The organism is Ruegeria sp. S263 (assembly GCF_056780525.1).
Genome location: NZ_CM165558.1, coordinates 3405054 through 3426811 on the forward strand (window position 1 = coordinate 3405054; position 21758 = coordinate 3426811).

A 21758-nucleotide genomic window follows, 5' to 3' on the forward strand; every position below is an offset into this window, starting at 1 on the left:
CATACCCACCACGAAAGAAGAAGTGTTTTTAAGCTATGACTGATACCCGCCTTCCCGTTACTGTCCTGTCCGGTTTTCTTGGAGCTGGCAAAACAACCCTGCTGAACCGGGTTCTCAATAATCGTGAAGGCCGGCGTGTCGCCGTCATCGTTAATGACATGTCCGAAGTGAACATCGACGCCGATTTGATCCGGGCCGAAACGGAACTCAGCCGGACCGATGAAACTCTGGTTGAAATGTCAAATGGCTGTATCTGCTGCACCCTGCGCGATGATCTTCTGGCCGAGGTCCGGCGACTGGCTGCGGAAGGTCGGTTTGATTATCTCCTGATTGAATCCACTGGTATCTCAGAACCCCTGCCCGTCGCGGCGACTTTTGATTTTCGCGATGAAGACGGCAAAAGCCTGTCTGACGTGGCCCGCCTTGACACGATGGTCACCGTGGTTGACGCGGTGAATCTGCTTAACGACTACTCCAGCCACGACTTCCTTCACCACCGTGGCGAGACCCTTGGCGACGAGGACGATCGCACTCTGGTGCATCTACTGACCGACCAGATCGAATTTGCCGACGTTGTCATCCTGAACAAGGTTGCTGATGCCGGGCCCGAACGCACCGATGCAGCGCGCAAGATCATCCGTAGCCTCAATGCGGATGCAAAAATCATCGAAACGAACCAATCCGAGCTTTCCAGTGATGCCATTCTGGACACTGGCCTTTTCGATTTCGAAAAGGCGCATCAGCACCCCATGTGGGTCAAGGAGCTTTATGGTTTTGCCGACCACGTGCCGGAAACCGAAGAGTATGGCGTTTCGTCCTATGTTTTTCGCGCCAGACAACCCTTTGAGCCCGAGAAAATCCTGGTGCTGCTGAATGGCAATTTGCCCGGTGTGATCCGGGCGAAAGGTCATTTCTGGATTGCAACCCGTCCCGAGTGGGTGGCTGAGTTTTCCCTTGCTGGCGCTCTGTCCAGCGTGAAGCCAATCGGAACTTGGTGGGCGTCCGTGCCCGATACCAGATGGCCTGATCACCCGTCAGTGCTTGACTACATCAAACAACACTGGGTCGAGCCTTGGGGCGATCGGCGGCAAGCGATTGTGTTTATCGGTGCAGGTATCGACTGGCCATCCCTCAAATCCCGTCTTGAATCCTGCCTGCTATCTCAGGCCGCTGCACCCGGGCCGGATGCCCTTCCATCTGACTTGCCTGACCCGTTTCCGCTGTGGCGCCGAGTGGAGGATGCCGCATGACCTATCATCGCACCGACCTGAACGGCGCAGCCGTCGGAGTGGGCGTATCGGATAAGCCGGACGGATTGGCCAAAATCGAAATGCCGGGGTGCGCGGCGACTATCTGGCGCCGTCAACTTGCGCCGGAATTTCAGGCATGGATCAACACCCTGGACCCATCGCATCTGCCCAAAGCGCGGCTAGTCCTACGCCCTCAGGCCGTTCCGGACGCCCTGAGTCACTTGTGCAACATGGCGGGGATGGACGAAGGTGCAGAACGCACTTGGTTAGAGGATGACATCTCAGACCTCGCCACGCGGTTTGCCGAGATGATGCGCGCACCCTATCTTCGACTTCGCCTAGACGCGATCAACACCAATGCCTGCAGGAAATTCCACATAGATGCCTTATACGCGCGCCTGATCTGCACCTATCGCGGGACAGGCACGCAATACGGTGTTTCAAGGGATGGCCTTGACCCAGACCGCGTGTTTACCGTGGCAACCGGTGCCCCCATAGTTATGCGTGGCACGCTTTGGCCACAGAACCCTCCGTCAGGGTTACTGCATCGCTCGCCACCAATTGCGGGAACAGGTGAGACCCGCCTTGTTCTGGTGCTCGATCCCATTTTTGACATCGAAGAAGACGTCTGATGCCGCGAAATCTTGGCCAGACGAAACTCAGAAAGCGACGCCGCGCCGAAAATCCGATGCGCGAGTTTGACCGCCTGCCTCGGTCTTGCGTGCGTGGGTATCTCAGGCCGCGTTGCCTTGGCGTCCACGATCAGTCCTTCGTGCCTATCAGAAAGCGCTGGCCCATACAGGTGATCATGGCCGTGCCCTAGAGGAACTGGGCCGCCTTGAAGCCTTGCAACTTGCCAAAGATAGCAAAGGCGCAGCATTAGCATGATATGTTTGGACCTCACCGAAAACGATCTGAAAGGGCGACTTCCTCGCCCGTCAAACCAGCCCCCATAATCTCACGGTGTCCGGAGTTAAACAGCCTGTAGACTGTCGCAAGGTTGTGCAGTTGAACCGAATACGTGTAAGCGTCGTGATCACGACACTACAATGATTTGGGCGCGCCTTGGGCAACGACAATAATGATAATCCGGTGGATGACTTACTGCGCGCCCGTCTGCGCATTCCAGTTGGAGCAGACTTTAGGTTAAGGGTCTTGCGGTACCTGATGGAGGGCGTTGACTGGATCAACCGCACCACGACTGGTCAGGCTTTCTTTGCCCTGAAAGAAACCGAAGAGATATTGTCGGAGCTTGGTGAACGCACCGGGCCAGAGTTGGTGCGCGCGGTTTTGCAGATGAACCACGGAACCACGATACGCGCGCACGGGCTTGAGAATATTCCGACCCAAGGCCCGGTCGTCATCGCCTCGACCCATCCGATCGGGACCTTCGATTTTCTTGCCCATGCGGGGGCATTGCAGGACCATCGCGCGGACCTGAAGGTTGTCGCCGGGCGCGAAGCTGAAAGGTTTTTGGGCCGCGATCTGATCGTCCCGGTGGATCTGGATCAAAAGGACAGGGTTTTGACGGCCCGACAGACCCGTGCCGGAATGTTGCAACACCTTAAGAAAGACGGCGCCCTGCTCGTGTTCGGCTCTGGCCGGGTTCCGTATTTGAAAGGTGACCGTCTGGTCGAACCTCCCTGGAGGACCGGGGTAACCCGTGTTTCAGCAGAGGCCGAGGCGCCAATCGTTCCCGCATCGGCAAACATGCGCAACTCTCGGCACTACTACCGGACGCGCCGTCTGGCTGGTGTCCTGAGTGGGGGCAACGACGAGTTTGGGCGCAAAGTCGCGTCTCTGCGATACGTGTCAGAGCTGATTGCTAAGCTTGGCGGCTCATTTGATGTCTATTACGGCCCGGTTCAGCAAGCAGGCACCGCACCCGACATTCTGAAAAGACTGTCCGAAGGGTTGGTTCCCGACCTCTATGACCAATAGTGGCGCTTAGCTTTTCCCGGCCTTATAAATCCTGGTCCTTTGCCCGGTCGCGCTCCTGCAGCGCGCGGATGCGCATTCGTTGCGCCGCCTGGATATGAGCGCGCATTTCAGATTCTGCCGCAGCACCGTCGCGCGCTTTCAACGCGACCATTATGCGCCGGTGTTCCGCCACGGCTGACGCGGCCCGTTCACTGTCCAAAAGCTGTGAGGGTCCCAGAATCAACAACGCCTTCTGCAAGGACAATGTGGATTTCGTCAGAAATCTGTTCTTTGCCGCATCCAACAACGTGGCGTGGAAAATCTTGTTGATCCGCACGGCATCCGGCCCTGTGCCTGCCTCGGCCAGCCGGTCATTGAGAACGTCCAGCTCATCCAACTCAATGTCAGAGGCAGCGCGCGCAGCAAGTCGCGCCGCAGTCCCTTCAAGCACTGCGCGCATCTCATACAGCTCCATCACTTCGGCATAGTCGAGGCTGCGGACCGTCGCGCCCAGACGCGGAACATGCGTAACCAGCCCATCCGCCTCTAGCTGTCGGATCGCTTCCCGCACAGGGGTGCGGCTGACGCCCAGCCGTTCCGACAGCTCTATCTCGCGCAGACGATCCCCCGGCAGCAAAGCCCCTTCACGAATTTCATCCAGCAGGGATTGATAAGCGGAGCTGCCCTGCGGTCCGGGCTTAATCTGATCGTCCTGAATGCTCATAACGCCTATACTTGCATGTTGCGTCCAATTGTATACATATGGATACAAAACGAGTCAATGCCGATGGAACACGAGAGTTGGCCAATCAAGACATTTTTCATTCTCTGCTGATGAAGCGGTCCGTGACCGCTGGCCTTGCGGTTCTGGGCACAGGGGTCTTTTGGGCATTAGGGCTGCCGCTGCCGTTTTTGTTCGGCCCGATGACAGCTTGCCTGATGGCTGCTCTGGCCCATGCGCCGATGGAAGGCTTCGGACAAGTTTCGGTTGCGGCGCGGACAATTCTGGGTGTTGCAGTCGGCGCGTCGATCACCCCCAGCCTGTTTGCCGAACTGCCCAAAATGGCGGCCTCGATCATGCTGATCCCGTTGTTCATCCTCCTGATCGCCCTGATTGGTGTGCCGTTCTTTCGCAAGCTATGGGGGTTTGACACCACAACCGCATTCTATGCCGCCATGCCCGGCGGCCTTCAGGACATGATCATTTTCGGCACCGAAGCCGGGGCCAACCCGCGTACCTTGTCCCTGATCCACGGTACGCGCGTTCTGATCATCGTGACGTTGGCCCCTATTTTCCTGGCAGTTTTCTACGATGCGGACCTGACAAACCCCATTGGGCAACCCGCCAGCGAGCTACCCATTCACGAGGTTCTGCTAATGGTTCTGGCCGCGGTTGTAGGCTGGAAAGGGGGTGAGAGGATTGGGTTGTTCGGCGCGTCCATTCTGGGCCCCATGATTTTGACAGCCGCGTTGTCGTTGGGTGATTTCATACACTCGCGCCCCCCACGCGAGGCTATCTTGGCGGCGCAGTTCTTTATCGGCTGCACCATCGGGGTGAAATTCGTTGGCGTCACTTGGCGAGAGCTTCAGCGCGTTGTCGCCGCCGGTTTCGCCTATGTCGTAGTGCTTGCGGTCTTGGCGGCAGGGTTCACAGCCATCGTTACCACTTTGGGCCTGGGGCGTCCGGTCGAAGCATTCCTTGCTTTCGCACCCGGCGGGCAGGCGGAAATGACGGTGCTGGCGATTGTATCAGGCGCGGATCTGGGGTTTGTCATCACGCACCACCTGACGCGAATTGTGCTGGTCATCATTGGCGCACCGATTGCCGCAAACCTAATCCTGCGACTGTCCAAACCGAAGGACCACCCCTGATTTGTAGTCGTTTCGCCTTGGGTCAGCACTTGGTTCAGTGGGTCTGCCGGGTGCCGAGATTTTCAGGCTTAAACAACAAGCCAATTAACGGGGTCGGGCATTGGCCGCCGCCACAGATTTAACGAATCTCGTTTATGTGGCATTCTCTGGATTGGGCGCTAATAGGCCAACCCATTTTGGCCATGCGCCCGCGCTTTAGGAGGAGCCAGATATGAACCTAAGACCTGATCCCACTTTTCACGCAACCCCTAAACTTGCGATGGAGGCTCCGGCGGAAACGCTGGCCTTTACATTGATGCTCAGTCCTGACGGTTCGAAACCGGATGGGTTAGCAGTTATCGACGTTGATCCGAATTCCAAAACCTACAGCAAGATTGTTCACAAACTCATTATGCCCAACAAAGGTGATGAGTTTCATCATTTCGGGTGGAACGCTTGCTCGTCTGCGCTGTCCCCCCTGACCGGGCACGCCTTCCTTGAGCGCAGGTACCTGATCATTCCCGGCATTCGATCCTCACGCATCTACGTGATCGACGTTAAAGAGCCGCTCAAGGCGAAAATCCACAAGATCATCGAACCCGAAGAGGTGTTTGCCAAGACAGGATACTCGCGCCCGCATACAATCCATTGCGGCCCCGAAGGTATCTATGTCTCGACGCTTGGGGGTGGTGGCAAAGACGGCACAGACGGACCACCCGGCATTTTCATCATGGATTGTGAAAGCTTCGAAATCCTCGGCCGATACGAAATGGACCGGGGTGAGCAAACCAAGCACTACGACTTCTGGTGGAACCTTCCGCGCGATTACATGGTGAGCTCGGAATGGGGCCTGCCCCCACAATTCGAAAACGGGATCGTGGCCGAGGATTTACTGTCCAACAAATACGGTCACAAAATTCACTTCTGGAACCTGCGCGAACGCCGCAACGTCCAGACCATCGACCTTGGCGAAAACCACCAGATGGCGCTGGAAATCCGGCCTGCGCATGATCCGGCAAAAGATTATGGGTTCTGCGGGGTCGTTGTGGATACGACCAACCTGCAGGGTTCGATTTTCACGTGGTGGCAGAAGGACGATGGCACGTTCGAGGCGAAGAAAACGATCACGATCGACCCCCGGCCAGAAAAGGCCGAAAACCTTCCACCCCTGTTGCAGGGGTTCGAGGCCGTGCCGCCATTGGTAACCGACATCGACCTGAGCCTGGATGACAAGTACCTTTACGTCGCATGTTGGGGTCAGGGTGAAATGCACCAATATGATGTATCCGACCCAATGAAACCCAAACTGACTGGCAAGGTCGAGCTGGGCGGGATTGCGCGTGGGACGAAACACCCCAACGGCAAGGCTTTTGCCTATGGTCCACAGATGGTCGAAATCAGTCGTGACGGCAAGCGGGTCTACTGGACCAATTCGTTGTATTCGACATGGGACGACCAGTTCTACCCCGATGACGAGGGCGGCCAGATGGTGATGGCCAATGTCGGCGAAAATGGCGGTTTGGAGCTGGACAAAGACTTCTATGTTACTTTTCCAAAGGGGTATCGCAGCCACCAGATCCGCCTAGAGGGCGGCGATTGTTCAACCGACAGTTTCTGCTACCCGTCTGTCTGACACGTGGACGGATTAGATACGGCAGCAGCCCTTTGGTGGGCTGTTGTCGCTTCGGGCATATATCACGGGGTCAACCCCGGTATGGGTTGGCCCTTGGCGGTGTCTGCGGCACTGATGGACAAAAGCGGCAACAGTCTGCTCAAGGCGCTGCTCGCCTTGGCAACCGGGCATCTTCTGGCGATGGCCGCGATACTGTTTCCCTTTACCGCATTGCTGTTTCTGGCCGAGTGGCAGCGAGAAATCCAGATTGCCGCGTCGTGCCTTGTGATTGGCCTGGGCCTTTACCTGCTTTTCAATCGCCGCCACCCGCGCTTCCTTGCGCGCGTGCCTCCGACAAGGCTTGTGCTGTGGTCATTTCTGGCTGCGATGGCGCATGGAGCGGGCCTGATGCTGGTTCCGATCTATCTGGGAATCTGCCGAACAGTTGCCACTAATGCAGGTCACGCAGCCGCGTCTGACCTGATGACCGGAAATGCCGGAATTGCGGTTGCTGTTGCCCTTGCCCACACCTTAGCCATGACTATTTCCGGCGGCCTGCTTGCCTTTGGCGTCTATCATTGGCTAGGCCTCAGGTTTCTGTCGAAAAGCTGGTTCAATCTGGATCTGGTTTGGGCACTAAGCCTGATCCTAGTGGGGACATTGTCGCTGATATTCACCCACTAAGCTGCCCAACCTTTGGCAGCTCAGCGATCGGAACTTGGTATGGTTCGCTGCGGAGATGAGCGAATGCCTTGCCATCCCGATGATCAAAAACGGATTTATGGCGTCTCGACCTTCGCGGGCTGAAAACACCGGGCGCAGTTTCTACTTTGTCCGTTCAACAGATTAACGGTTGAATTCGTGGTTGGCTGGGTTTTGGAAACAAGCCCAAATTAACGGCTTTGGACAAAGCGCATCCTGAGGTAAGTTATGGCCAGTTGTAAGATTTTCAGTTTTCGCGTTTTTTGGCCGTGTGCGTAACGCCTTGAGACAGAAAGGATTTTTCGTTTGAAGCACAAATTCAAGATACTGACAGGATTGGCGGTGCTGTCTTTCGTCTGCGCCTTCTTGTTTCAATTGCATCGCGCCTTTACAGACCCAGAGCTGGCCCTGGGTACAAGATGCAAAATCATGTGGCACGACGCAGGGTATCGAATTCCGTTTCGCAGAACCGAAGAACGTCACATCAGCCACGAAGGATTCCTGATCAGCATCGGGTTACAAGACCCTTCGGGAACTGAATTGGATCCCGGTTTTTGCGCATATGATCCGTTCTCGGACACTCTGACATTGGTTGAGATGCGCAATGGCTAAGTTCCACGGGCGAACATCGCAGGCTTCATCCGTTTTGGTTGACTAAGGGGGGGCACCGCAACGGCTGTGAGTGCGTGGTACGTTAGCTGCGGGCCGCACCCCCTTATCCTACCGAACTCCCCTCAGAGGACGATATCGCCACGCCATCCGGCAGGATTGCCGAATATGTGGCTGATGCCCGGCGATATGGCTTGCGCCCTGCCGCCAAATTTATACGCAGTTTTGCCAACACCGGTGCGTATGGGCGCGGCGTGATTAGACGGGAACTCATATAATTTTGGCGCAACCTCGCAAGCCTCAGGCGACCGGACGAACCACTTAACAATAAGTGAAGTGACAAACGCAAAGAGGATATCGAGATGAACAAAAGACCGTCGTTATCGTTGCTTATTGTCTTGGCTGTAACCGGCATTGCGTCAGCCATAGGGGGCCCCTTTGTCGGAGTTTCAGCATTTTTTGGCATCGTCCTGATAAGCGCCATCATCGTCGGTGGACGCGCAGAGAAACGCAGCCTTGCGGCCCAACGCGCCTGACGACCCGTGCAGAACCATACATCGTACGTTTGTGGCGGCTTACTGGTCGTGGCAGCCTCATAAGCTAGGCAGAAACAATGCCAAGCCGGGGAACGCGATCAGTAGAACCACCAACAAGATCGAGCAGAAAATAAACGGGAAAGCTGATGTATAGATTTCGCGCATTGTGGTACCCGGCGGCGCGACGCCTTTCATAACAAACAGCAACAACCCGAATGGCGGGGTGGTGAAGCTGATTTCAAGCGAAAGCAACATGATCAGGCCGAACCAGATCGGATCGAACCCAAGCGTCTGCGCCAGTGGAAAGAAGATTGGCACGGTCAGCAACATGATCGAGATCTGCTCCATGAACATGCCAAGCAGCAGCAAGACAGCGAACATCACGGTCAGCATGGCCAACGGGGCAAGTTCAAATGCGATGGCCCAGTTCACCAATCCTCGTGACGCTCCGGAAAATGCCAAAAGCTGACTGAACGTGGCCGAGCCAAAGACAATCAGATAGGCCATCAGTGTAACCTTGAGGGCACCGATGACCGACTTTTTGATCGCCTCCCACGAGAGGCAGCGGAATATGGCGGCCAGGATCAACACGCCCAATGCGCCAAATGCTGCGGCCTCGGACGGGGTGACAAAACCTTTAATCATCAAGATGATGATCACGACCATGACGCCAACCATCGGCACGACCTCGGTCATGAGCAGTTTCAGGCGGTATGCCAAAGACATAGGCTCCACGTCGTAGGCCGGAGCCGCGTTGGGGTCCAACCGTGTTTGGAGCCAGATCGTACCAATGTAAAAGAAGGCGAGTATCAGGCCCGGAATAACGCCCGCGATCAGCAAGGCCGCCACGTCTATCTGTGCGAGCGTGGCCAGAAGAACGGCAAGCGCCGAAGGCGGTATGATGATCGCCAAGCCACCCGTTCCCAATATTGGTCCAATGCTCATATACGACTTGTAACCGCGGCGGTTCATTTCAGGCACCATCAGCGACCCCAAAAGCGCGGTTGAGCCCATTGACGACCCCGACAACGTGGAAAACGCGGTGCCGCCCAGAACCGTTACGTAGCTCAGCCGCCCTGGCAGGCGGCCCAACAGCTTATCTATCGCGCTGAACATGCGCCCACCTAACCCGGTGTGAAAGAAGATCTCTCCCATCAACAGAAACAGCGGGATTGGCATCAGCGCATATTTGGTCAACGCGCCCAGCCCGTTGTTGAGCAGTTGCGTAACCCCCCGTTCACCCCCCATGAAAATCCAGGCGCCCAGAATGTTGGCCGCAAGAAACGCCAGCGCAACAGGCATTCCAATGGCCATCAGGAACACTATTGACCCAAGCAGCAGGGCAAGCGCTTCGTACCATTCCATTATTCGTGTATCCCTGCTTCTCCGCTGTGCATCAGCTCGGGTCCGAAGACAAAGCGCGAAAATTCAACCGCCATCATTCCAAACGAAAGCGGAAAGGCGATCGTCAGCATCCATCGGGGGAAATAGTAAGCGCGGGTGTCATAGTCCCCGCGTTCGATATTCGTCAGGACCAAGTCGGCCCCTTGCCAGGCAAGGATGAGGCAGACCAGTACACAGGCGGCAGCCACCGAACGGCTGACAATCCGGCGCAAACCAATCGGCAGCGCCGCTGTCACCAGTTCGATGTGGACATGGCCCTTTTCCCGTACCAGCCAAGGCGCGCCCAGCATGGTCATGTACAACAGCCCGTATTCTGCAGACGTAAACAGCCAAGCAAAGGGTTGCAGCCCGGCATTTCGCATCAGAACTGACGTGATGACGGATAGCATCAGCCAAACCAGCAAAAGACCAGCGATTATGGCCATGCCAAACAGCACTGCGTCATAGATCCTTTTCATCATCCCGCCTGCTTTGCCCCAAAAATGTTATAGGCCCGTCCAACCAGAACGGGCCTGTCTTTGGACTTAGTTTGCAGCGTCGAGATCGTAGAACAGCTCGATCAGGCGATCATAGTTATCAGTGCCGCCGGGCTGTTCGGCCATCAGACCTTTCATACGCTCCCACGTCTTTTCGCGGGCCGCTGCAAGGTAGTTTGCCTTTGCTTCCCCTTCCAGACTGACAACTGTCATTCCCGCTGCATCAAGGGCCGCAAAGTCTTCGTCGCGTTTGCTGCGAAGGGCTTCAACACTGTCTATTTCGTGTTGGATCGCGACGTCTTGCAGGATCGTGCGCGCTTCTTCAGACAACGAGTTCCAACGGTCGAGGTTCACGATGACGCCAAGATCGGTCGAGAAGAAGCATGGCTCGATACGAAAGTTCAGGAACTCGTTCCATTTTAGGTCAATCAGGCCAATCTGGGTCCAGCCCGTCGCATCAACAACACCACGTTGCAGCGCCGAGTAAACCTCGCCAGTTGGCAGGTCGATCACCTGTGCGCCAAGGTAGTTGGTGAAAAAGGCGTTGTAGACGTTGTTGCCGCGCAGCTTCAGCCCTTCGACTTCCAGATTGCCGTCGGCATCAAAGCTGGGCTCGTTACGGGTCCAAAGGTTGTAGCAGACGCCGCTGTCGAACCAACCAAGGTACTTCAGGCCCATTTTGTCCTGATGAATTTGGTCGATCAGTTCTGTTCCGCCATTTTCGCGGGTTTCAATAGCGGTCAGGTTCGAGGCGACCATCGCGTCTTTCTCGGGCAGTGCGCCACCATAGAACGAGCCCGGCGTATATACCATGTCGACGACACCGTCGCGAACCGCATCGGGTTGTTGGAACATGCCAATGGCTTCCGGACCGCCGCGCACGTCTATCTGGATGACTCCTTTGCCCGCTTCGTTAACTTTGTCGACAAAGTCCAGAAAGCTTTGGGTGTAAATCAGCGTTTCGGGAAAGGCGTGAACGGCCGAGATGGTTTCTTCGGCTTTGGCCGTTCCGGCGACGATTACGGCCCCTGCCAACAGGGCAGCCAATGAGTTCATTTTCATAAGTCTTCCTCCACTTGTTGAAGGGGCATTTTTTGGTCTCACCCCATTTCAGGCCGCTTGGCCCGTATTGCGCCGTCTTCACGCGACGTGTCCTAATTCGGTTTGTTCGGCCACGCCCAAGGGGCGGCCTTGTTGCGGTTTTTCCTATGCGCGCCGATTGCCTGCATATGCTGCCGGGTCAGGTCGATGTCGTCCCAGCCGTTGATCAGTTTCACACGCCATCCTTCGTCCAGCTCAAAGGTCACCGTAATGTCCCCGAGGGTCAGTCGGCTTGCGGGCAAATCAATCGAAACCTGGGCCGGGGCATCCTTCAACGCGTGCTGTAGCTGCATCACCTTCTGGGCATCGACCTGCGCAGGCAGCAGGCCGTTGTTGATCGCATTGTTGGCGAAGATGTCACCGAAACTGGGCGCGATGACCGCGCGAATGCCCGCATCGACGAGCGCATAAACCGCAGCCTCACGCGACGACCCGCTGCCAAAGTTATGCCCGGCGACCAGAATACTGATCCCTTCGTGACGGTTCAGCGGAAAATCTGCCGTCAGTTGTTCGTCATCGTCCCGCCGCATGTCGTGCAGCAGATACTGGCCATATCCCTCGCTGCGTGGGGCCGACATGAAACGCGCCGGGATCAATTGATCCGTGTCGATATTGTCGATCGCCAGCGCCAAGGCGTGCCCCTTTTGTGTGCTCCAACCAGCCATTATGCCGCCCTGCCCTGAATAAGCGGCCTGACATCTGTGATTGTGCCCGTTACGGCCGCTGCGGCAACCATCGCCGGGGACATCAGATGCGTTCGCGCACCGCGTCCCTGACGCCCACGGAAATTGCGGTTGGTCGAGGATGCGCAGCGCTTACCCTCGGCCACAACGTCGCCATTCATGCCGACGCACATTGAACAACCCGACGCGGCCCACTCCAACCCGGCATCTTGGAAAATCCTGTTCAACCCTTCGGCTTCGGCCTGTGCCTTGACACGTTCCGATCCGGGCACAACAAGCCCCGGTACGCGCGCGCGGCGCCCTGACAAAACCAAAGCAGCCTCGCGAAGGTCTTCAATGCGCCCATTCGTACACGAGCCGATAAAAACCTGATCTACAGGGATACCGTCCAAGGGTTGCCCCGGTGCCAATCCCATGTAATCCAATGCTTCACGCGCCAAGTTTGACGTGGCTGGATCGCTGGGGTCCGGAGCGGGAATATTGGCCGTTATTGGCAGGGCCTGCTCTGGGCTGGTGCCCCAAGTGACAGTTGGCGAAATGTCAGCCGCGCCCAGGGTGATATCGCGGTCAAAAACAGCCTCTTTGTCCGTGACCAGACCGCGCCACACCTGTCGCGCGCTTTGCAGGTCTGCCCCCGAAGGTGCGTACTCGCGCCCTTCGAGATAGGCAAACGTGACCTCGTCAGGTGCGACCATGCCAAACCGCGCCCCACCTTCGATTGAGAGGTTGCACAGAGTCATTCGCCCCTCCATCGACAGATCCCGGATCGTTTGCCCTGCGTATTCAATCGCATGACCCTGCGCACCGCCGCTGCCCAGTTGCGCGATCCAGTTCAGGGCAATGTCCTTGGCCGTTACACCAAACCCTAAACGACCTTCGACATTAATGCGCATCGCCTTGGGTTTGCGCTGCCAGACCGTCTGCGTCGCCAGCACATGCGCAACCTCGGTCGCCCCGATCCCGAACGCCAGCGCACCAAATGCTCCGTGAGTGGATGTGTGGCTGTCCCCGCAATTGATAAGCAGTCCGGGCAAAGTCAGGCCCAACTCGGGCCCAATCACGTGAACGATGCCCTGCGAAGGGTCGCTCAGATCGAAAATCCTGAGGTTGTGAGCCGACGCATTGTTTCGCAGGGTTTCGATCATCCGGGCAATCTTTGGATCGGCAATCCGTTCCCGGCTTCGTGTGGGCGCGTAATGATCTGCCACCGCAAAGGTGAGGGCTGGTTCAGCCACAGGCAGGCCGCGCTCGGCCAGCTTGGCAAAGGCATGATGCGACCCTTCATGTACAAAGTGTCGATCCACCCAAAGCAGCGACACACCATCCTCGCGCCTCAGAACCTCATGCGAGGCCCAGAGTTTGTCGAGCATGGTGCGCGGTGCGTTCACTTCCCGACCTCCTCGCTGCGTCCGATCGCAGGTTCCCAATGCCGGGCCGAGCCGGTTCCCACACGCGCCAAGGGCATCTCGAGCCGAAACATGTCAGAGCGATAGAGGCCGGAAAGATATTCGACCCCATTGCCTTCGACGTCCCGAACGATCCGCTTGAGCGACAACAGAGCCGAGCCGACAGCGATGCCCAATGCGTCGGCCACATCAGGCCCCGCCAAGGTCGCCGAAACGGTTTGATGCGCTTCCTCGATCTGCACGCCGCTGCGCTCCAGCAGTTTGAAAAGCGGTGTCGTTGCGAGGTCACTTTCCGAATAGTTCTGCGCAATCGAAGCGGGTACGTAGGTCGTCAGATGTGAAAACGGAACATCATCAGTCAGGCGCACGCGCGTAGCGATCTGCACCTGCTGGTCACTCGGCAGCCCCATGGCCGATGCCACCACCTCCGGCGCCTTGCCGTATGAAAAGGACAAAAGCCGCGCGGTGGTGCTGTGCCCCATTTCAACCAGTTGCGGCATCAGCGTGTTGAAGTCCATCGCAGCAGGTGCCCCAAGGGTGGATTGGCCCGAAACCCGGGTGCCGCTACCTGCCTGACGTTCTATCAGACCATTTCGAGAAAGCGCGTCCAGCGCCCGCCGAATTGTGACACGCGAGACCCCGAATTTTTCAGCCAACCGCTGTTCACCGGGCAAAGTTTCCCCTGACGCAAGCTGCCCTTCGGTGATCTGATCATGCAGATGCAGATAGACGCGTTGCGCCTTGGTCCCGTCCGGAAGATTGGCCGCGTTGATCTTGTTCACCCGATGATTCCCCTTTCACAGCGCCTCCAATCGTAGAACCGGAACTCTAAAAAGCAAGCTTTAGTATTATTACAACTCGAAAAATAGTCTTACAATTATTTTCAAACCTGTATTAAAGATAATACAACAACCGGAGGAGCTTTTGCATGCCGATTGTCGAATTGCATGTGATCAAGGGCTATAGCACACAAGAAAAACAACGACTTGGCGTGGCGCTGACCAATGCAGTGCGATTCGTAGTGCCTGCCGCGCCAGAGCTTGTGACCGTCGTGATCCACGACATATCCGATCAAAACTACTATCGTGGCGGCAAGGTTCGGCAGCCCGCCCGGGCGAAAGACGACCCCGAACATATCGTGCGTGCGTTTCTATCCGATATGGGCGAAGGCGCGGTTGAAAGCGCGCGCAAAAGGCTAAGCCCGGACTTCGTGATGCAATTTCCCGGAACCGCGCCCAGGCGTGATCTGGGGGATCTCGGAAACTGGGCAGCCACCCGGTATCGCCGCATCGCAAAAACCTACGACGGGTTCGACGCGATGCAAGGCGATGGCGACGCTGCGATCGTTTATTGCAGGGGTACGTTATCCGGTGAATGGACTGATGGTTCACCATTCGAAGGCATCCGCTTTATTGACCGGTTCGAGATACAGAACGATTTGATCACACGCCAGGATGTCTGGAACGATATCGCAGAAACAAGGGCGCAGGCATGAGCGAAATTGACCCTATCACCCTTTCTGTTCTTGCAGGCCGCATGGAGCAGATCGCCGACGAAATGGACGCTACCCTGTTTCGGGCGGCTTTCAACCCGATCATTGCCGAAGCGCATGACGCCAGTCATGGGCTTTATTCTGCGACGACAGGCGACACTCTGGTTCAGGGCAAATCCGGTTTGCCGATCTTTGTGGGGGTGATGTCCTTTGCGGTGAAAGCAGTGATCGAAAAGGCAGCCTCGGACGGCGATCTGGAAGACGGTGATATCTATATCTTCAACGATGCGCATATCGGCGGCACGCATTTGTCCGACATGCGTCTGGTGCGTCCCTATTTCCGCGATGGCACGTTGTTCTGCTATCTCGCGTCGGTTGGGCATTGGCATGATGTGGGCGGCGCTGTACCCGGAAACTATAACCCGGCTGCGACCGAAGTTTTTCAGGAAGCCTTCGTTCTGCCGCCTGTTAAGCTGGCGCGCAAGGGCGAGATAAATCAGGACATAATCGACATTCTTCTACGGAATTCCCGCCTGCCTCAATCGGCGATGGGTGATTTGAACGGGCAACTGGGCGCTTTGGATCTTGGGGTCCGGAGAATGGACGAGCTGCTGGACGAGTACGAGGCTGACACGGTCTCAGCCGCACTTGCGGCGCTCAGCGATCGGGCCGAAGCTCTGATGCGATCCGAGTTGCAGGAACTGCCGGACGGCCGGTGGGAGACCGAGGATTTCCTCGATAATGACGGGATCACAGATGAGCCGCTTCGCATCAAACTGGCGCTTGAGATCAAGGGCGATCAAATGGTGCTGGATTTCACGGGTTCGTCCCCGCAATGCGCCGGGCCTGTGAACATTGCCCTGCCGACGACCGTTGCGACCGCCTATGTGGCAATCAAACACGTCTTCCCGGCGCTGCCTGCCAACGCCGGGGTAATGCGCCCCATCGACGTCATCGTGCCCGAAGACAGCCTGTTGTCGGCCAAGTTCCCTGCCCCGACAGGTGGATACACGGAAACTATTCTACGGATGATCGACGTGGTCTTCTCGGCCTTTGCCAACGCCGCACCTAATCGGGTTGTCGCCAATGCCTATGGGACAATCAATGCGCTTTCCATTGCTGGGAAACGCTCAAACGGACAGCCATGGGTGATGTTCAGCTTTTTCGGTGGGGGACACGGCGGCTCGGTCGAAAGCGATGGGTTGAACCACGGCAACGCTCCGATCTCAACGGCGACGATCCCGCCGATGGAAATTCTAGAAGCCGCCTATCCGGTCATGTTCCGTCAATGGGCTTTGCGCCCTGACAGTGCAGGTGCGGGCACCCATAGGGGCGGGCTTGGGGCCATCTATGAGATTGAAGTAATTGAAGAAAATGGCGCTCAGGCTTTTCTGTTTGGCGAACGCGGCAAGTTCGCCCCAAAGGGGATCGCCCAAGGCGGCGACGGGGCCATGAATGTCTTCACCTATGAACAGGACGATGGGTGGAAGGCACCGCCCCTGGTTTCAAAAATGAGAGGGATCGAATTGAAGCAAGGACAAGCGGTGCGCCTAGAGACACCCGGCGGCGGGGGTTATGGCGCTGCGGGTCGCCGTTCACCCGAAGCGATCGCTCGGGACGTGGCACGCGGACATGTAAGCGCCGAACAGGCGGATCAGGACTATGGCCCCGCATGGCGCGAGGTGGCACCATGAGCGGGCGTATGATCGGTGTGGACGTTGGCGGCACGTTCACGGATGTCTTTGTTCTGAACGAAGCGGACGGCAGCGCAACCGTCGCCAAAGTTCCCACCACACGCCCGGATCAGTCGGGCGGGTTTCTCGACGGGATCGGGCGCGAGGTGGAAGACCTATCCGAGATCTCTGTTGTCGTACATGGCACCACAGCGGGCACGAATGCTCTGCTGGAACGCAAAGGGGCCAGAACGGGCGTTATCTGCACCGAGGGCTTGCGGGACGTGTTGGAGATGCGCCGCAGGGATCGGCCGCGCACTTGGGGGCTGCGCGGTGATTTCGAACCCGTTGTGGATCGTCGCGACCGTCTGGAGGTGCCGGAACGCACGCTTGCGGACGGCACCATTCGCACGCCGGTTGATTTGGACGCCGTGCGCAAAGCGGCAAAGCAATTGCTTGAACAAGGGTGCGAAGCTGTCGCGATCCTGTTCGCCAATGCCTATGCCAACCCAGATAACGAAGCCGCTGCTGTCGCGGCCATACGCGAAATCTGGCCAAATCCACATGTGTCGGCCTCGTCAGAAATCCTGCCGGAAATCCGTGAATTCGAACGATTTTCAACCTCGGCACTGAACGCCTATCTGCAACCCGAGGTTTCGGGCTATTTGACCCGCTTGGAAAACGCCCTGCGATCCGGCGGATTCGATGGTGAGTTCATGATTGTGCAATCCAATGGTGGCGTCATGGGGGTCAACACCGCGTCCCGCCTTCCAGTGCGCACGGCGCTGTCTGGCCCCGCAGCCGGTGTGATTGCGTCAGGCTACATCGCGCAATCGGCGGGCTTTGACAACGTCATCACCGGGGACATGGGCGGCACCAGCTTTGATGTTTCGTTGATCTCACAAGGGCAGACGATGCTGTCGGCCCAGACCTCCATTGATTTCGGGATGGTTGTGCGCAACCCGATGATCGAAATAACGACCATCGGCGCGGGAGGCGGGTCGATAGCGTGGGTCGACAAGGGCGGATTACTGAACATCGGCCCTGAAAGCGCAGGATCAAATCCCGGCCCGGTCGCCTACGGCCTTGGCAATGATCGCCCGACGGTAACGGATGCCAATGTCGTGCTGGGTCGTATCGACCCGGACAACCCGATTGGTGGCAAACTGGAGAGGCTGGACGTAGAGGCCGCTGGCAAAGCCATTGATATTCACGTCGGCGAACCTTTGGGTTTGACGAGGCTTGAGGCGGCCGAGGCCATTTTGCGTGTTGCCAATTCACGTATGGCTGGGGCGATCCGGCTTGTAAGCATCGAGCGCGGCTTTGACCCCAAGCGTTTTGCCTTCATGCCGTTCGGCGGTGGCGGCGCGTTGCATGCCGGGGCAATGCTGGCCGAAGTGGGGATCGCCCGCGCCATCGTTCCACGTTATCCCGGCGTCACCTCGGCACTGGGCTGCGTGATCGCGGATATGCGGCAGGACTTCGTTCAGACCATCAACACATTGGTCGCGCAGTTAGACAAAGCTGCTTTGGGCGCGTTCATGCAAGAACACGTGGATCAGGGAATGGCGCTTCTTGATGCCTCACGGACGACGTTCGACAGGCGTGAGATTTCATTCGAGCTGGACATGGCCTATGTGGGTCAAACGCATACCGTACCGGTTCCGCTGACTGTGAAGATGACAGACGGCAAGGTGACCGCGCCCGGCAAAGCCGATATCGAACAAGCCTTTGATACGGCTTATCACGCCACTTATGGAAGACTGCTGAAAAACGGTGTGCGACGCATCCTGAACCTGCGCAGCGCGGTTACGGGCAAGCGGCCGAAATTCGATCTTTCGTCCCTTGCCCCGGCAACGGAAGGCAGCATTGCGCCCTCGTCGACGCGCAAAGTTCATTTTGGTAATACCTGGCATGACACGGCCATTTATGATCGCTTGTCTTTACCGGTTGGCACTGCAATCAAAGGGCCAGCCATTTTGACCCAACCGGACACGACCGTTCTGATCGAACCGGATTTTCAAGGACGCGTAGACTCCTTTGGCAACACGATCATCGAACCACTGGGGGAGGACTGAATGAGCGAACCAGAAACCTGGGACCCGCGCAAAACGGCGCTGCTGACCATCGACCTTCAGAACGACTTTATCCATCCTAAAGGTGCCTATGGCCGGGCAGGCCAGTCAGCACAAGAAATCGCGGCACTTCCCGAACGCATCGCCCCCTTGGCGCGAAAACTGCAAGCCGCTGGCGGGTGCTATTTTTCAGCGCAATTTACACTTGTGCCGGACCGCAACGGCGAGCCGTTGATTGCTCCGCATCTGAAGAAGTTGCGCCCGTTTCTGACCAAAGGCGACTTCGCGCCGGGCGGATTTGGTCACAGTCTGGTCGATACCCTGCAACCTTGCGATTTCGTAATCGAAAAGGTTGCCTACTCGGCCTTCTACCAGACGCGGCTGGAATATCTGATGCGCGCTTTGGGTATCGAAAACCTGATCGTCGGGGGCATCGTGACCAATGGCGGCGTGGCCTCAACTCTTCGAGATGCCCATTTGCGGGATATCGACACCGTTATGCTGACAGATGGGTGCGCCGCATTTCGGCAAGAGGTTCACGATGCAACGCTCCTGTCGTTGGGCACTGTTGCACACCAGCGAAGTTGCGATCACATGATGAACTGGCTGGAGGGAGCCAAATGAGCCTTAAGTCCCGCCTGAAAAAGAAAGAAATTCTTGTCGCCCCCGGCGTGTATGACGGCTTGACCGCATCTCTGGCTGAAAAAGCTGGTTTCGAGGCGCTGTATCTAAGCGGTGCAGCCGTTGCCTACACGCGGTTGGGCCGCCCCGATATCGGACTGTCCACCGCGTCTGAGATGGCAGACACCATGACCCTGATCGCAGATCGGGTCTCTTTACCTGTTATCATCGACGCTGACACCGGCTTTGGTAACGCGCTCAATGCCCAGCGAACCATGCGCCTGTATGAACGCGCCGGCGCATCTGCGCTTCAAATCGAAGACCAGACCTATCCAAAACGCTGCGGGCATCTGTCGGACAAGTCGCTTATCCCCGCGCAGGAAATGGCTGGGAAAATCGCAGCGATGGCCGACGCGCGCGCCAATAGTGACACCCTGATCATTGCCCGAACAGATGCCATCGCCGTCGAGGGATATCAGGCCGCCACCGACCGCGCGGAAATCTATCTGGAGGCTGGTGCAGATGTTCTGTTCCTCGAGGCCCCTCAAAGCCGCGAACAACTTACATCCATCGCCGATCAATTTGCCCCGCGAGTCCCCCTTTTGGCGAACATGGTCGAAGGCGGCGCGACCCCGATACTTGGCGCCAACGATCTTGAGGCACAGGGATATTCCATCGTCATTTTCCCCGGAGGGATTGTCCGGGCTTTGGCCAAAACCGCTCAGGCATACTATCAAAGTCTGGCTGTCAACGGCTCAAACAAGCCCTTTGCCCAGAACATGTTCGACTTCGGCGGTCTGAACGAAGTCATCGGAACTGCTGAGATGCTGGAAGCTGGGGCCCGCTATGATGACACCCAAGGTTGAGAGCGTTCCGCCGGACCGGTTCGATCTGACGACCGGCACGCTGATCATCGGCGCGGGGGCTTGTGGTCTGGTCGCCGCCCTGTCGGCATCGGAGACTGGACAGGATGTGCTGGTCATTGAGGCCGATCCAGTTCCAAGCGGTTCAACCGCGTTGTCCGCCGGGTTGATCCCGGCTGCGGGCACAAAGCTTCAACGGGCTGCAGGGATCACGGATGATGCCGCACTTTTTGCGCGTGATATCCAGACAAAGGCACATGGCGAAAACGAGCAGGCTCTGGTCGATCTGTTGGCCAGCAACGCCGCCGAAGTCATCGACTGGCTGTCTGAACGCCACGCCCTGCCCTTTTCGGTTGTCGCGGATTTCGACTATCCCGGTCACTCGCGCCGCCGGATGCACGGGCTGCCGTCACGGTCGGGCCAAGAACTGATCGACGCCCTGCGCAGCACTTGCGAGCGTGAAGGTTTAGACATCATATGCAATCGACGGGCGGTAACGCTGTATCGGGATCAAGACCGGATCTTGGGTGTTGCCGTGACTGGCCCGGACGAAACCGTTGAAACCATTGCATGTGATCGGCTTATTCTTGCCTGCAACGGTTTCGGTGGCAATCGCGCCTTAGTGTCCGCGCATATGCCCCAGATCGAAGAGGCGCTCTGGTTCGGGCACAGCGGCAACCGGGGCGAGGCTATCGTTTGGGGGGAAGGGCTTGGTGCAGGACTTCTGAACTTAAGCGCCTATCAGGGTCACGGAAATGTCGCTCACCCTCATGGGATATTGATTACGTGGGCGGTGATCACCGAAGGCGGTGTACAGGTGAACCGCAATGGCCACCGTTTCTGGAACGAAGCGCAGGGCTATTCGGAAGCCGCCCGTGCGGTTCTGGCGCAGCCCGGCGCAGAGGCTTTCGCCATTTTCGACGACCGTATCGCAGCGATTGCGCGCCAGTTCGAGGATTTCAAGCGCGCAGAAGATTCAGGGGCAATTCAATCCGCTGAATCCATCGAAGACCTGTCAAAAGCACTGGGTTTGCCGTCTGCGGCTTTGGAGCAAACCATTCACGACATTCCTACCGGTCACACGGATGAATTTGGCAGGCCCTTTAACCAGCCGCCTTTAGCACCGCCTTACAAAGGCGTTCGCGTCACTGGCGCTTTGTTTCACACCCAAGGTGGATTGCGGGTCGATTCCTATGCACGTGTTCTCAAAGCTGACGGTACTAGATTCGCCAACCTCTACGCAGGCGGCGGCGCGGCTGTTGGCGTGTCTGGCAAAGGGGACAGCGGGTATCTTTCCGGAAATGGTTTGTTGGGTGCCGTTGTGCTAGGTCGAATTGCGGGCCGGATCGCTTAATATCAGGCTTTGCACCTGAATATTCCGATCATTTCTACCTGTAGGCAGGAATGCAGCCTCGTCGTATTTCGGATTTGGAGGCAAAACTAAAACGCCAATTTGAATGACAGGCGAATTTACCTTTCAAAAT

Annotated in this window: 21 protein-coding genes and 1 pseudogene; 15 read left to right on the forward strand and 7 right to left on the reverse strand. The window is 57.2% G+C overall.

From position 1 onward, the window contains the following. Positions 1–35: 35 nt before the first annotated feature. The 4 genes and pseudogenes from ACT2B1_RS16790 (at position 36) to ACT2B1_RS16805 (ending at position 3191) form a co-directional block, all read left to right on the forward strand. Positions 36–1250, forward strand: a complete 1215-nt coding sequence (locus ACT2B1_RS16790; protein WP_481668218.1) for a GTP-binding protein — start codon at positions 36–38, stop codon at positions 1248–1250. Further along, positions 1247–1882 carry a DUF1826 domain-containing protein gene (locus tag ACT2B1_RS16795; RefSeq protein ID WP_171240972.1) on the forward strand — a complete coding sequence of 212 codons (636 nt, stop codon included), beginning with the start codon at positions 1247–1249 and terminating at the stop codon, positions 1880–1882. Before ACT2B1_RS16790 ends, ACT2B1_RS16795 begins: the two co-directional genes overlap by 4 nt. 56 nt (positions 1883–1938) lie before the next feature. Continuing rightward, a pseudogene (locus tag ACT2B1_RS16800) lies at positions 1939–2138 on the forward strand (DUF6525 family protein). A gap of 204 nt (positions 2139–2342) precedes the next feature. Next, entirely contained in the window at positions 2343–3191 is an 849-nt protein-coding gene (locus tag ACT2B1_RS16805) for a 1-acyl-sn-glycerol-3-phosphate acyltransferase (protein WP_171240973.1), read from the forward strand. Between the two features lie 22 nt (positions 3192–3213). On the opposite strand, the gene ACT2B1_RS16810 is transcribed toward ACT2B1_RS16805, so the two are convergent. Continuing rightward, positions 3214–3894: a GntR family transcriptional regulator gene (locus ACT2B1_RS16810; protein WP_481668219.1), complete on the reverse strand. Its 681-nt coding sequence runs from the start codon at positions 3892–3894 to the stop codon at positions 3214–3216. Positions 3895–4004: 110 nt separating this feature from the next. On the opposite strand from ACT2B1_RS16810, the gene ACT2B1_RS16815 reads away from it, so the two are divergent. From ACT2B1_RS16815 to ACT2B1_RS16835, 5 genes are all read left to right on the forward strand, one after another. Next, on the forward strand, positions 4005–5042 hold the full coding sequence (locus ACT2B1_RS16815; protein ID WP_171241011.1) for an AbrB family transcriptional regulator: 1038 nt from the start codon (positions 4005–4007) through the stop codon (positions 5040–5042). A 211-nt stretch (positions 5043–5253) separates the two neighbouring features. After that, a complete protein-coding gene (locus tag ACT2B1_RS16820; RefSeq protein ID WP_171123830.1) occupies positions 5254–6654 on the forward strand; it encodes a selenium-binding protein SBP56-related protein in 1401 nt (466 codons plus the stop codon). A gap of 3 nt (positions 6655–6657) precedes the next feature. After that, positions 6658–7317 carry a hypothetical protein gene (locus ACT2B1_RS16825; protein ID WP_171240975.1) on the forward strand — a complete coding sequence of 220 codons (660 nt, stop codon included), beginning with the start codon at positions 6658–6660 and terminating at the stop codon, positions 7315–7317. A gap of 324 nt (positions 7318–7641) precedes the next feature. Continuing rightward, complete coding sequence (locus ACT2B1_RS16830; RefSeq protein WP_171123834.1) at positions 7642–7947, forward strand: hypothetical protein; 306 nt, start codon at positions 7642–7644, stop codon at positions 7945–7947. Between the two features lie 359 nt (positions 7948–8306). Then, the gene (locus ACT2B1_RS16835; RefSeq protein WP_171123836.1) at positions 8307–8480 is read left to right on the forward strand and encodes a hypothetical protein; all 174 of its coding nucleotides are present in this window, start codon (positions 8307–8309) and stop codon (positions 8478–8480) included. A 57-nt stretch (positions 8481–8537) separates the two neighbouring features. Here the strand turns inward: ACT2B1_RS16835 and ACT2B1_RS16840 are convergent, their stop codons facing one another. The 6 genes from ACT2B1_RS16840 to ACT2B1_RS16865 all read right to left on the reverse strand — a co-directional run bounded on the left by ACT2B1_RS16840 (position 8538) and on the right by ACT2B1_RS16865 (position 14332). Further along, complete coding sequence (locus ACT2B1_RS16840; RefSeq protein ID WP_171211232.1) at positions 8538–9845, reverse strand: TRAP transporter large permease; 1308 nt, start codon at positions 9843–9845, stop codon at positions 8538–8540. After that, positions 9845–10345: a TRAP transporter small permease gene (locus ACT2B1_RS16845; protein WP_171211231.1), complete on the reverse strand. Its 501-nt coding sequence runs from the start codon at positions 10343–10345 to the stop codon at positions 9845–9847. The genes ACT2B1_RS16840 and ACT2B1_RS16845 overlap by 1 nt, the downstream gene beginning before the upstream one ends. 63 nt (positions 10346–10408) lie before the next feature. Then, positions 10409–11416: a TRAP transporter substrate-binding protein DctP gene (gene dctP / locus ACT2B1_RS16850; protein ID WP_171241012.1), complete on the reverse strand. Its 1008-nt coding sequence runs from the start codon at positions 11414–11416 to the stop codon at positions 10409–10411. 98 nt (positions 11417–11514) lie between these two features. Continuing rightward, entirely contained in the window at positions 11515–12126 is a 612-nt protein-coding gene (gene leuD / locus ACT2B1_RS16855) for a 3-isopropylmalate dehydratase small subunit (RefSeq protein ID WP_481668220.1), read from the reverse strand. Then, entirely contained in the window at positions 12126–13532 is a 1407-nt protein-coding gene (leuC, locus tag ACT2B1_RS16860) for a 3-isopropylmalate dehydratase large subunit (RefSeq protein WP_171240978.1), read from the reverse strand. Before leuC ends, leuD begins: the two co-directional genes overlap by 1 nt. Next, complete coding sequence (locus ACT2B1_RS16865) at positions 13529–14332, reverse strand: GntR family transcriptional regulator (protein WP_171123847.1); 804 nt, start codon at positions 14330–14332, stop codon at positions 13529–13531. The genes leuC and ACT2B1_RS16865 overlap by 4 nt, the downstream gene beginning before the upstream one ends. Before the next feature lie 146 nt (positions 14333–14478). Between ACT2B1_RS16865 and ACT2B1_RS16870 the strand changes: the two genes are divergently transcribed. The 6 genes from ACT2B1_RS16870 to ACT2B1_RS16895 are packed head-to-tail and all read left to right on the forward strand — an operon-like array spanning position 14479 to position 21628. After that, on the forward strand, positions 14479–15045 hold the full coding sequence (locus ACT2B1_RS16870) for a tautomerase family protein (protein WP_481668221.1): 567 nt from the start codon (positions 14479–14481) through the stop codon (positions 15043–15045). Next, positions 15042–16736, forward strand: coding sequence for a hydantoinase B/oxoprolinase family protein (locus ACT2B1_RS16875; RefSeq protein ID WP_481668222.1), 1695 nt, complete (start codon positions 15042–15044; stop codon positions 16734–16736). The genes ACT2B1_RS16870 and ACT2B1_RS16875 overlap by 4 nt, the downstream gene beginning before the upstream one ends. Continuing rightward, positions 16733–18793, forward strand: a complete 2061-nt coding sequence (locus tag ACT2B1_RS16880; protein WP_481668223.1) for a hydantoinase/oxoprolinase family protein — start codon at positions 16733–16735, stop codon at positions 18791–18793. Before ACT2B1_RS16875 ends, ACT2B1_RS16880 begins: the two co-directional genes overlap by 4 nt. Continuing rightward, positions 18794–19414, forward strand: a complete 621-nt coding sequence (locus ACT2B1_RS16885; protein WP_481668224.1) for a cysteine hydrolase family protein — start codon at positions 18794–18796, stop codon at positions 19412–19414. Beyond that, entirely contained in the window at positions 19411–20277 is an 867-nt protein-coding gene (locus tag ACT2B1_RS16890) for an isocitrate lyase/PEP mutase family protein (RefSeq protein WP_171240982.1), read from the forward strand. The genes ACT2B1_RS16885 and ACT2B1_RS16890 overlap by 4 nt, the downstream gene beginning before the upstream one ends. Next, on the forward strand, positions 20258–21628 hold the full coding sequence (locus ACT2B1_RS16895; protein ID WP_481668225.1) for an FAD-dependent oxidoreductase: 1371 nt from the start codon (positions 20258–20260) through the stop codon (positions 21626–21628). The genes ACT2B1_RS16890 and ACT2B1_RS16895 overlap by 20 nt, the downstream gene beginning before the upstream one ends. Positions 21629–21758: the final 130 nt, after the last annotated feature.

Bases quoted from the DNA above. Each gene is read 5' to 3' on its own strand.
- dctP (WP_171241012.1), bottom strand. From the start codon at position 11,416: ATGAACTCATTGGCTGCCCTGTTGGCAGGGGCCGTAATCGTCGCCGGA.
- ACT2B1_RS16790 (WP_481668218.1), top strand. From the start codon at position 36: ATGACTGATACCCGCCTTCCCGTTACTGTCCTGTCCGGTTTTCTTGGA.
- leuD (WP_481668220.1), bottom strand. From the start codon at position 12,126: ATGGCTGGTTGGAGCACACAAAAGGGGCACGCCTTGGCGCTGGCGATC.
- ACT2B1_RS16815 (WP_171241011.1), top strand. From the start codon at position 4,005: ATGAAGCGGTCCGTGACCGCTGGCCTTGCGGTTCTGGGCACAGGGGTC.
- ACT2B1_RS16870 (WP_481668221.1), top strand. From the start codon at position 14,479: ATGCCGATTGTCGAATTGCATGTGATCAAGGGCTATAGCACACAAGAA.
- ACT2B1_RS16835 (WP_171123836.1), top strand. From the start codon at position 8,307: ATGAACAAAAGACCGTCGTTATCGTTGCTTATTGTCTTGGCTGTAACC.
- ACT2B1_RS16875 (WP_481668222.1), top strand. From the start codon at position 15,042: ATGAGCGAAATTGACCCTATCACCCTTTCTGTTCTTGCAGGCCGCATG.
- ACT2B1_RS16890 (WP_171240982.1), top strand. From the start codon at position 19,411: ATGAGCCTTAAGTCCCGCCTGAAAAAGAAAGAAATTCTTGTCGCCCCC.
- ACT2B1_RS16810 (WP_481668219.1), bottom strand. From the start codon at position 3,894: ATGAGCATTCAGGACGATCAGATTAAGCCCGGACCGCAGGGCAGCTCC.
- ACT2B1_RS16840 (WP_171211232.1), bottom strand. From the start codon at position 9,845: ATGGAATGGTACGAAGCGCTTGCCCTGCTGCTTGGGTCAATAGTGTTC.
- ACT2B1_RS16845 (WP_171211231.1), bottom strand. From the start codon at position 10,345: ATGATGAAAAGGATCTATGACGCAGTGCTGTTTGGCATGGCCATAATC.
- ACT2B1_RS16895 (WP_481668225.1), top strand. From the start codon at position 20,258: ATGATGACACCCAAGGTTGAGAGCGTTCCGCCGGACCGGTTCGATCTG.
- ACT2B1_RS16820 (WP_171123830.1), top strand. From the start codon at position 5,254: ATGAACCTAAGACCTGATCCCACTTTTCACGCAACCCCTAAACTTGCG.
- ACT2B1_RS16885 (WP_481668224.1), top strand. From the start codon at position 18,794: ATGAGCGAACCAGAAACCTGGGACCCGCGCAAAACGGCGCTGCTGACC.
- ACT2B1_RS16795 (WP_171240972.1), top strand. From the start codon at position 1,247: ATGACCTATCATCGCACCGACCTGAACGGCGCAGCCGTCGGAGTGGGC.
- ACT2B1_RS16880 (WP_481668223.1), top strand. From the start codon at position 16,733: ATGAGCGGGCGTATGATCGGTGTGGACGTTGGCGGCACGTTCACGGAT.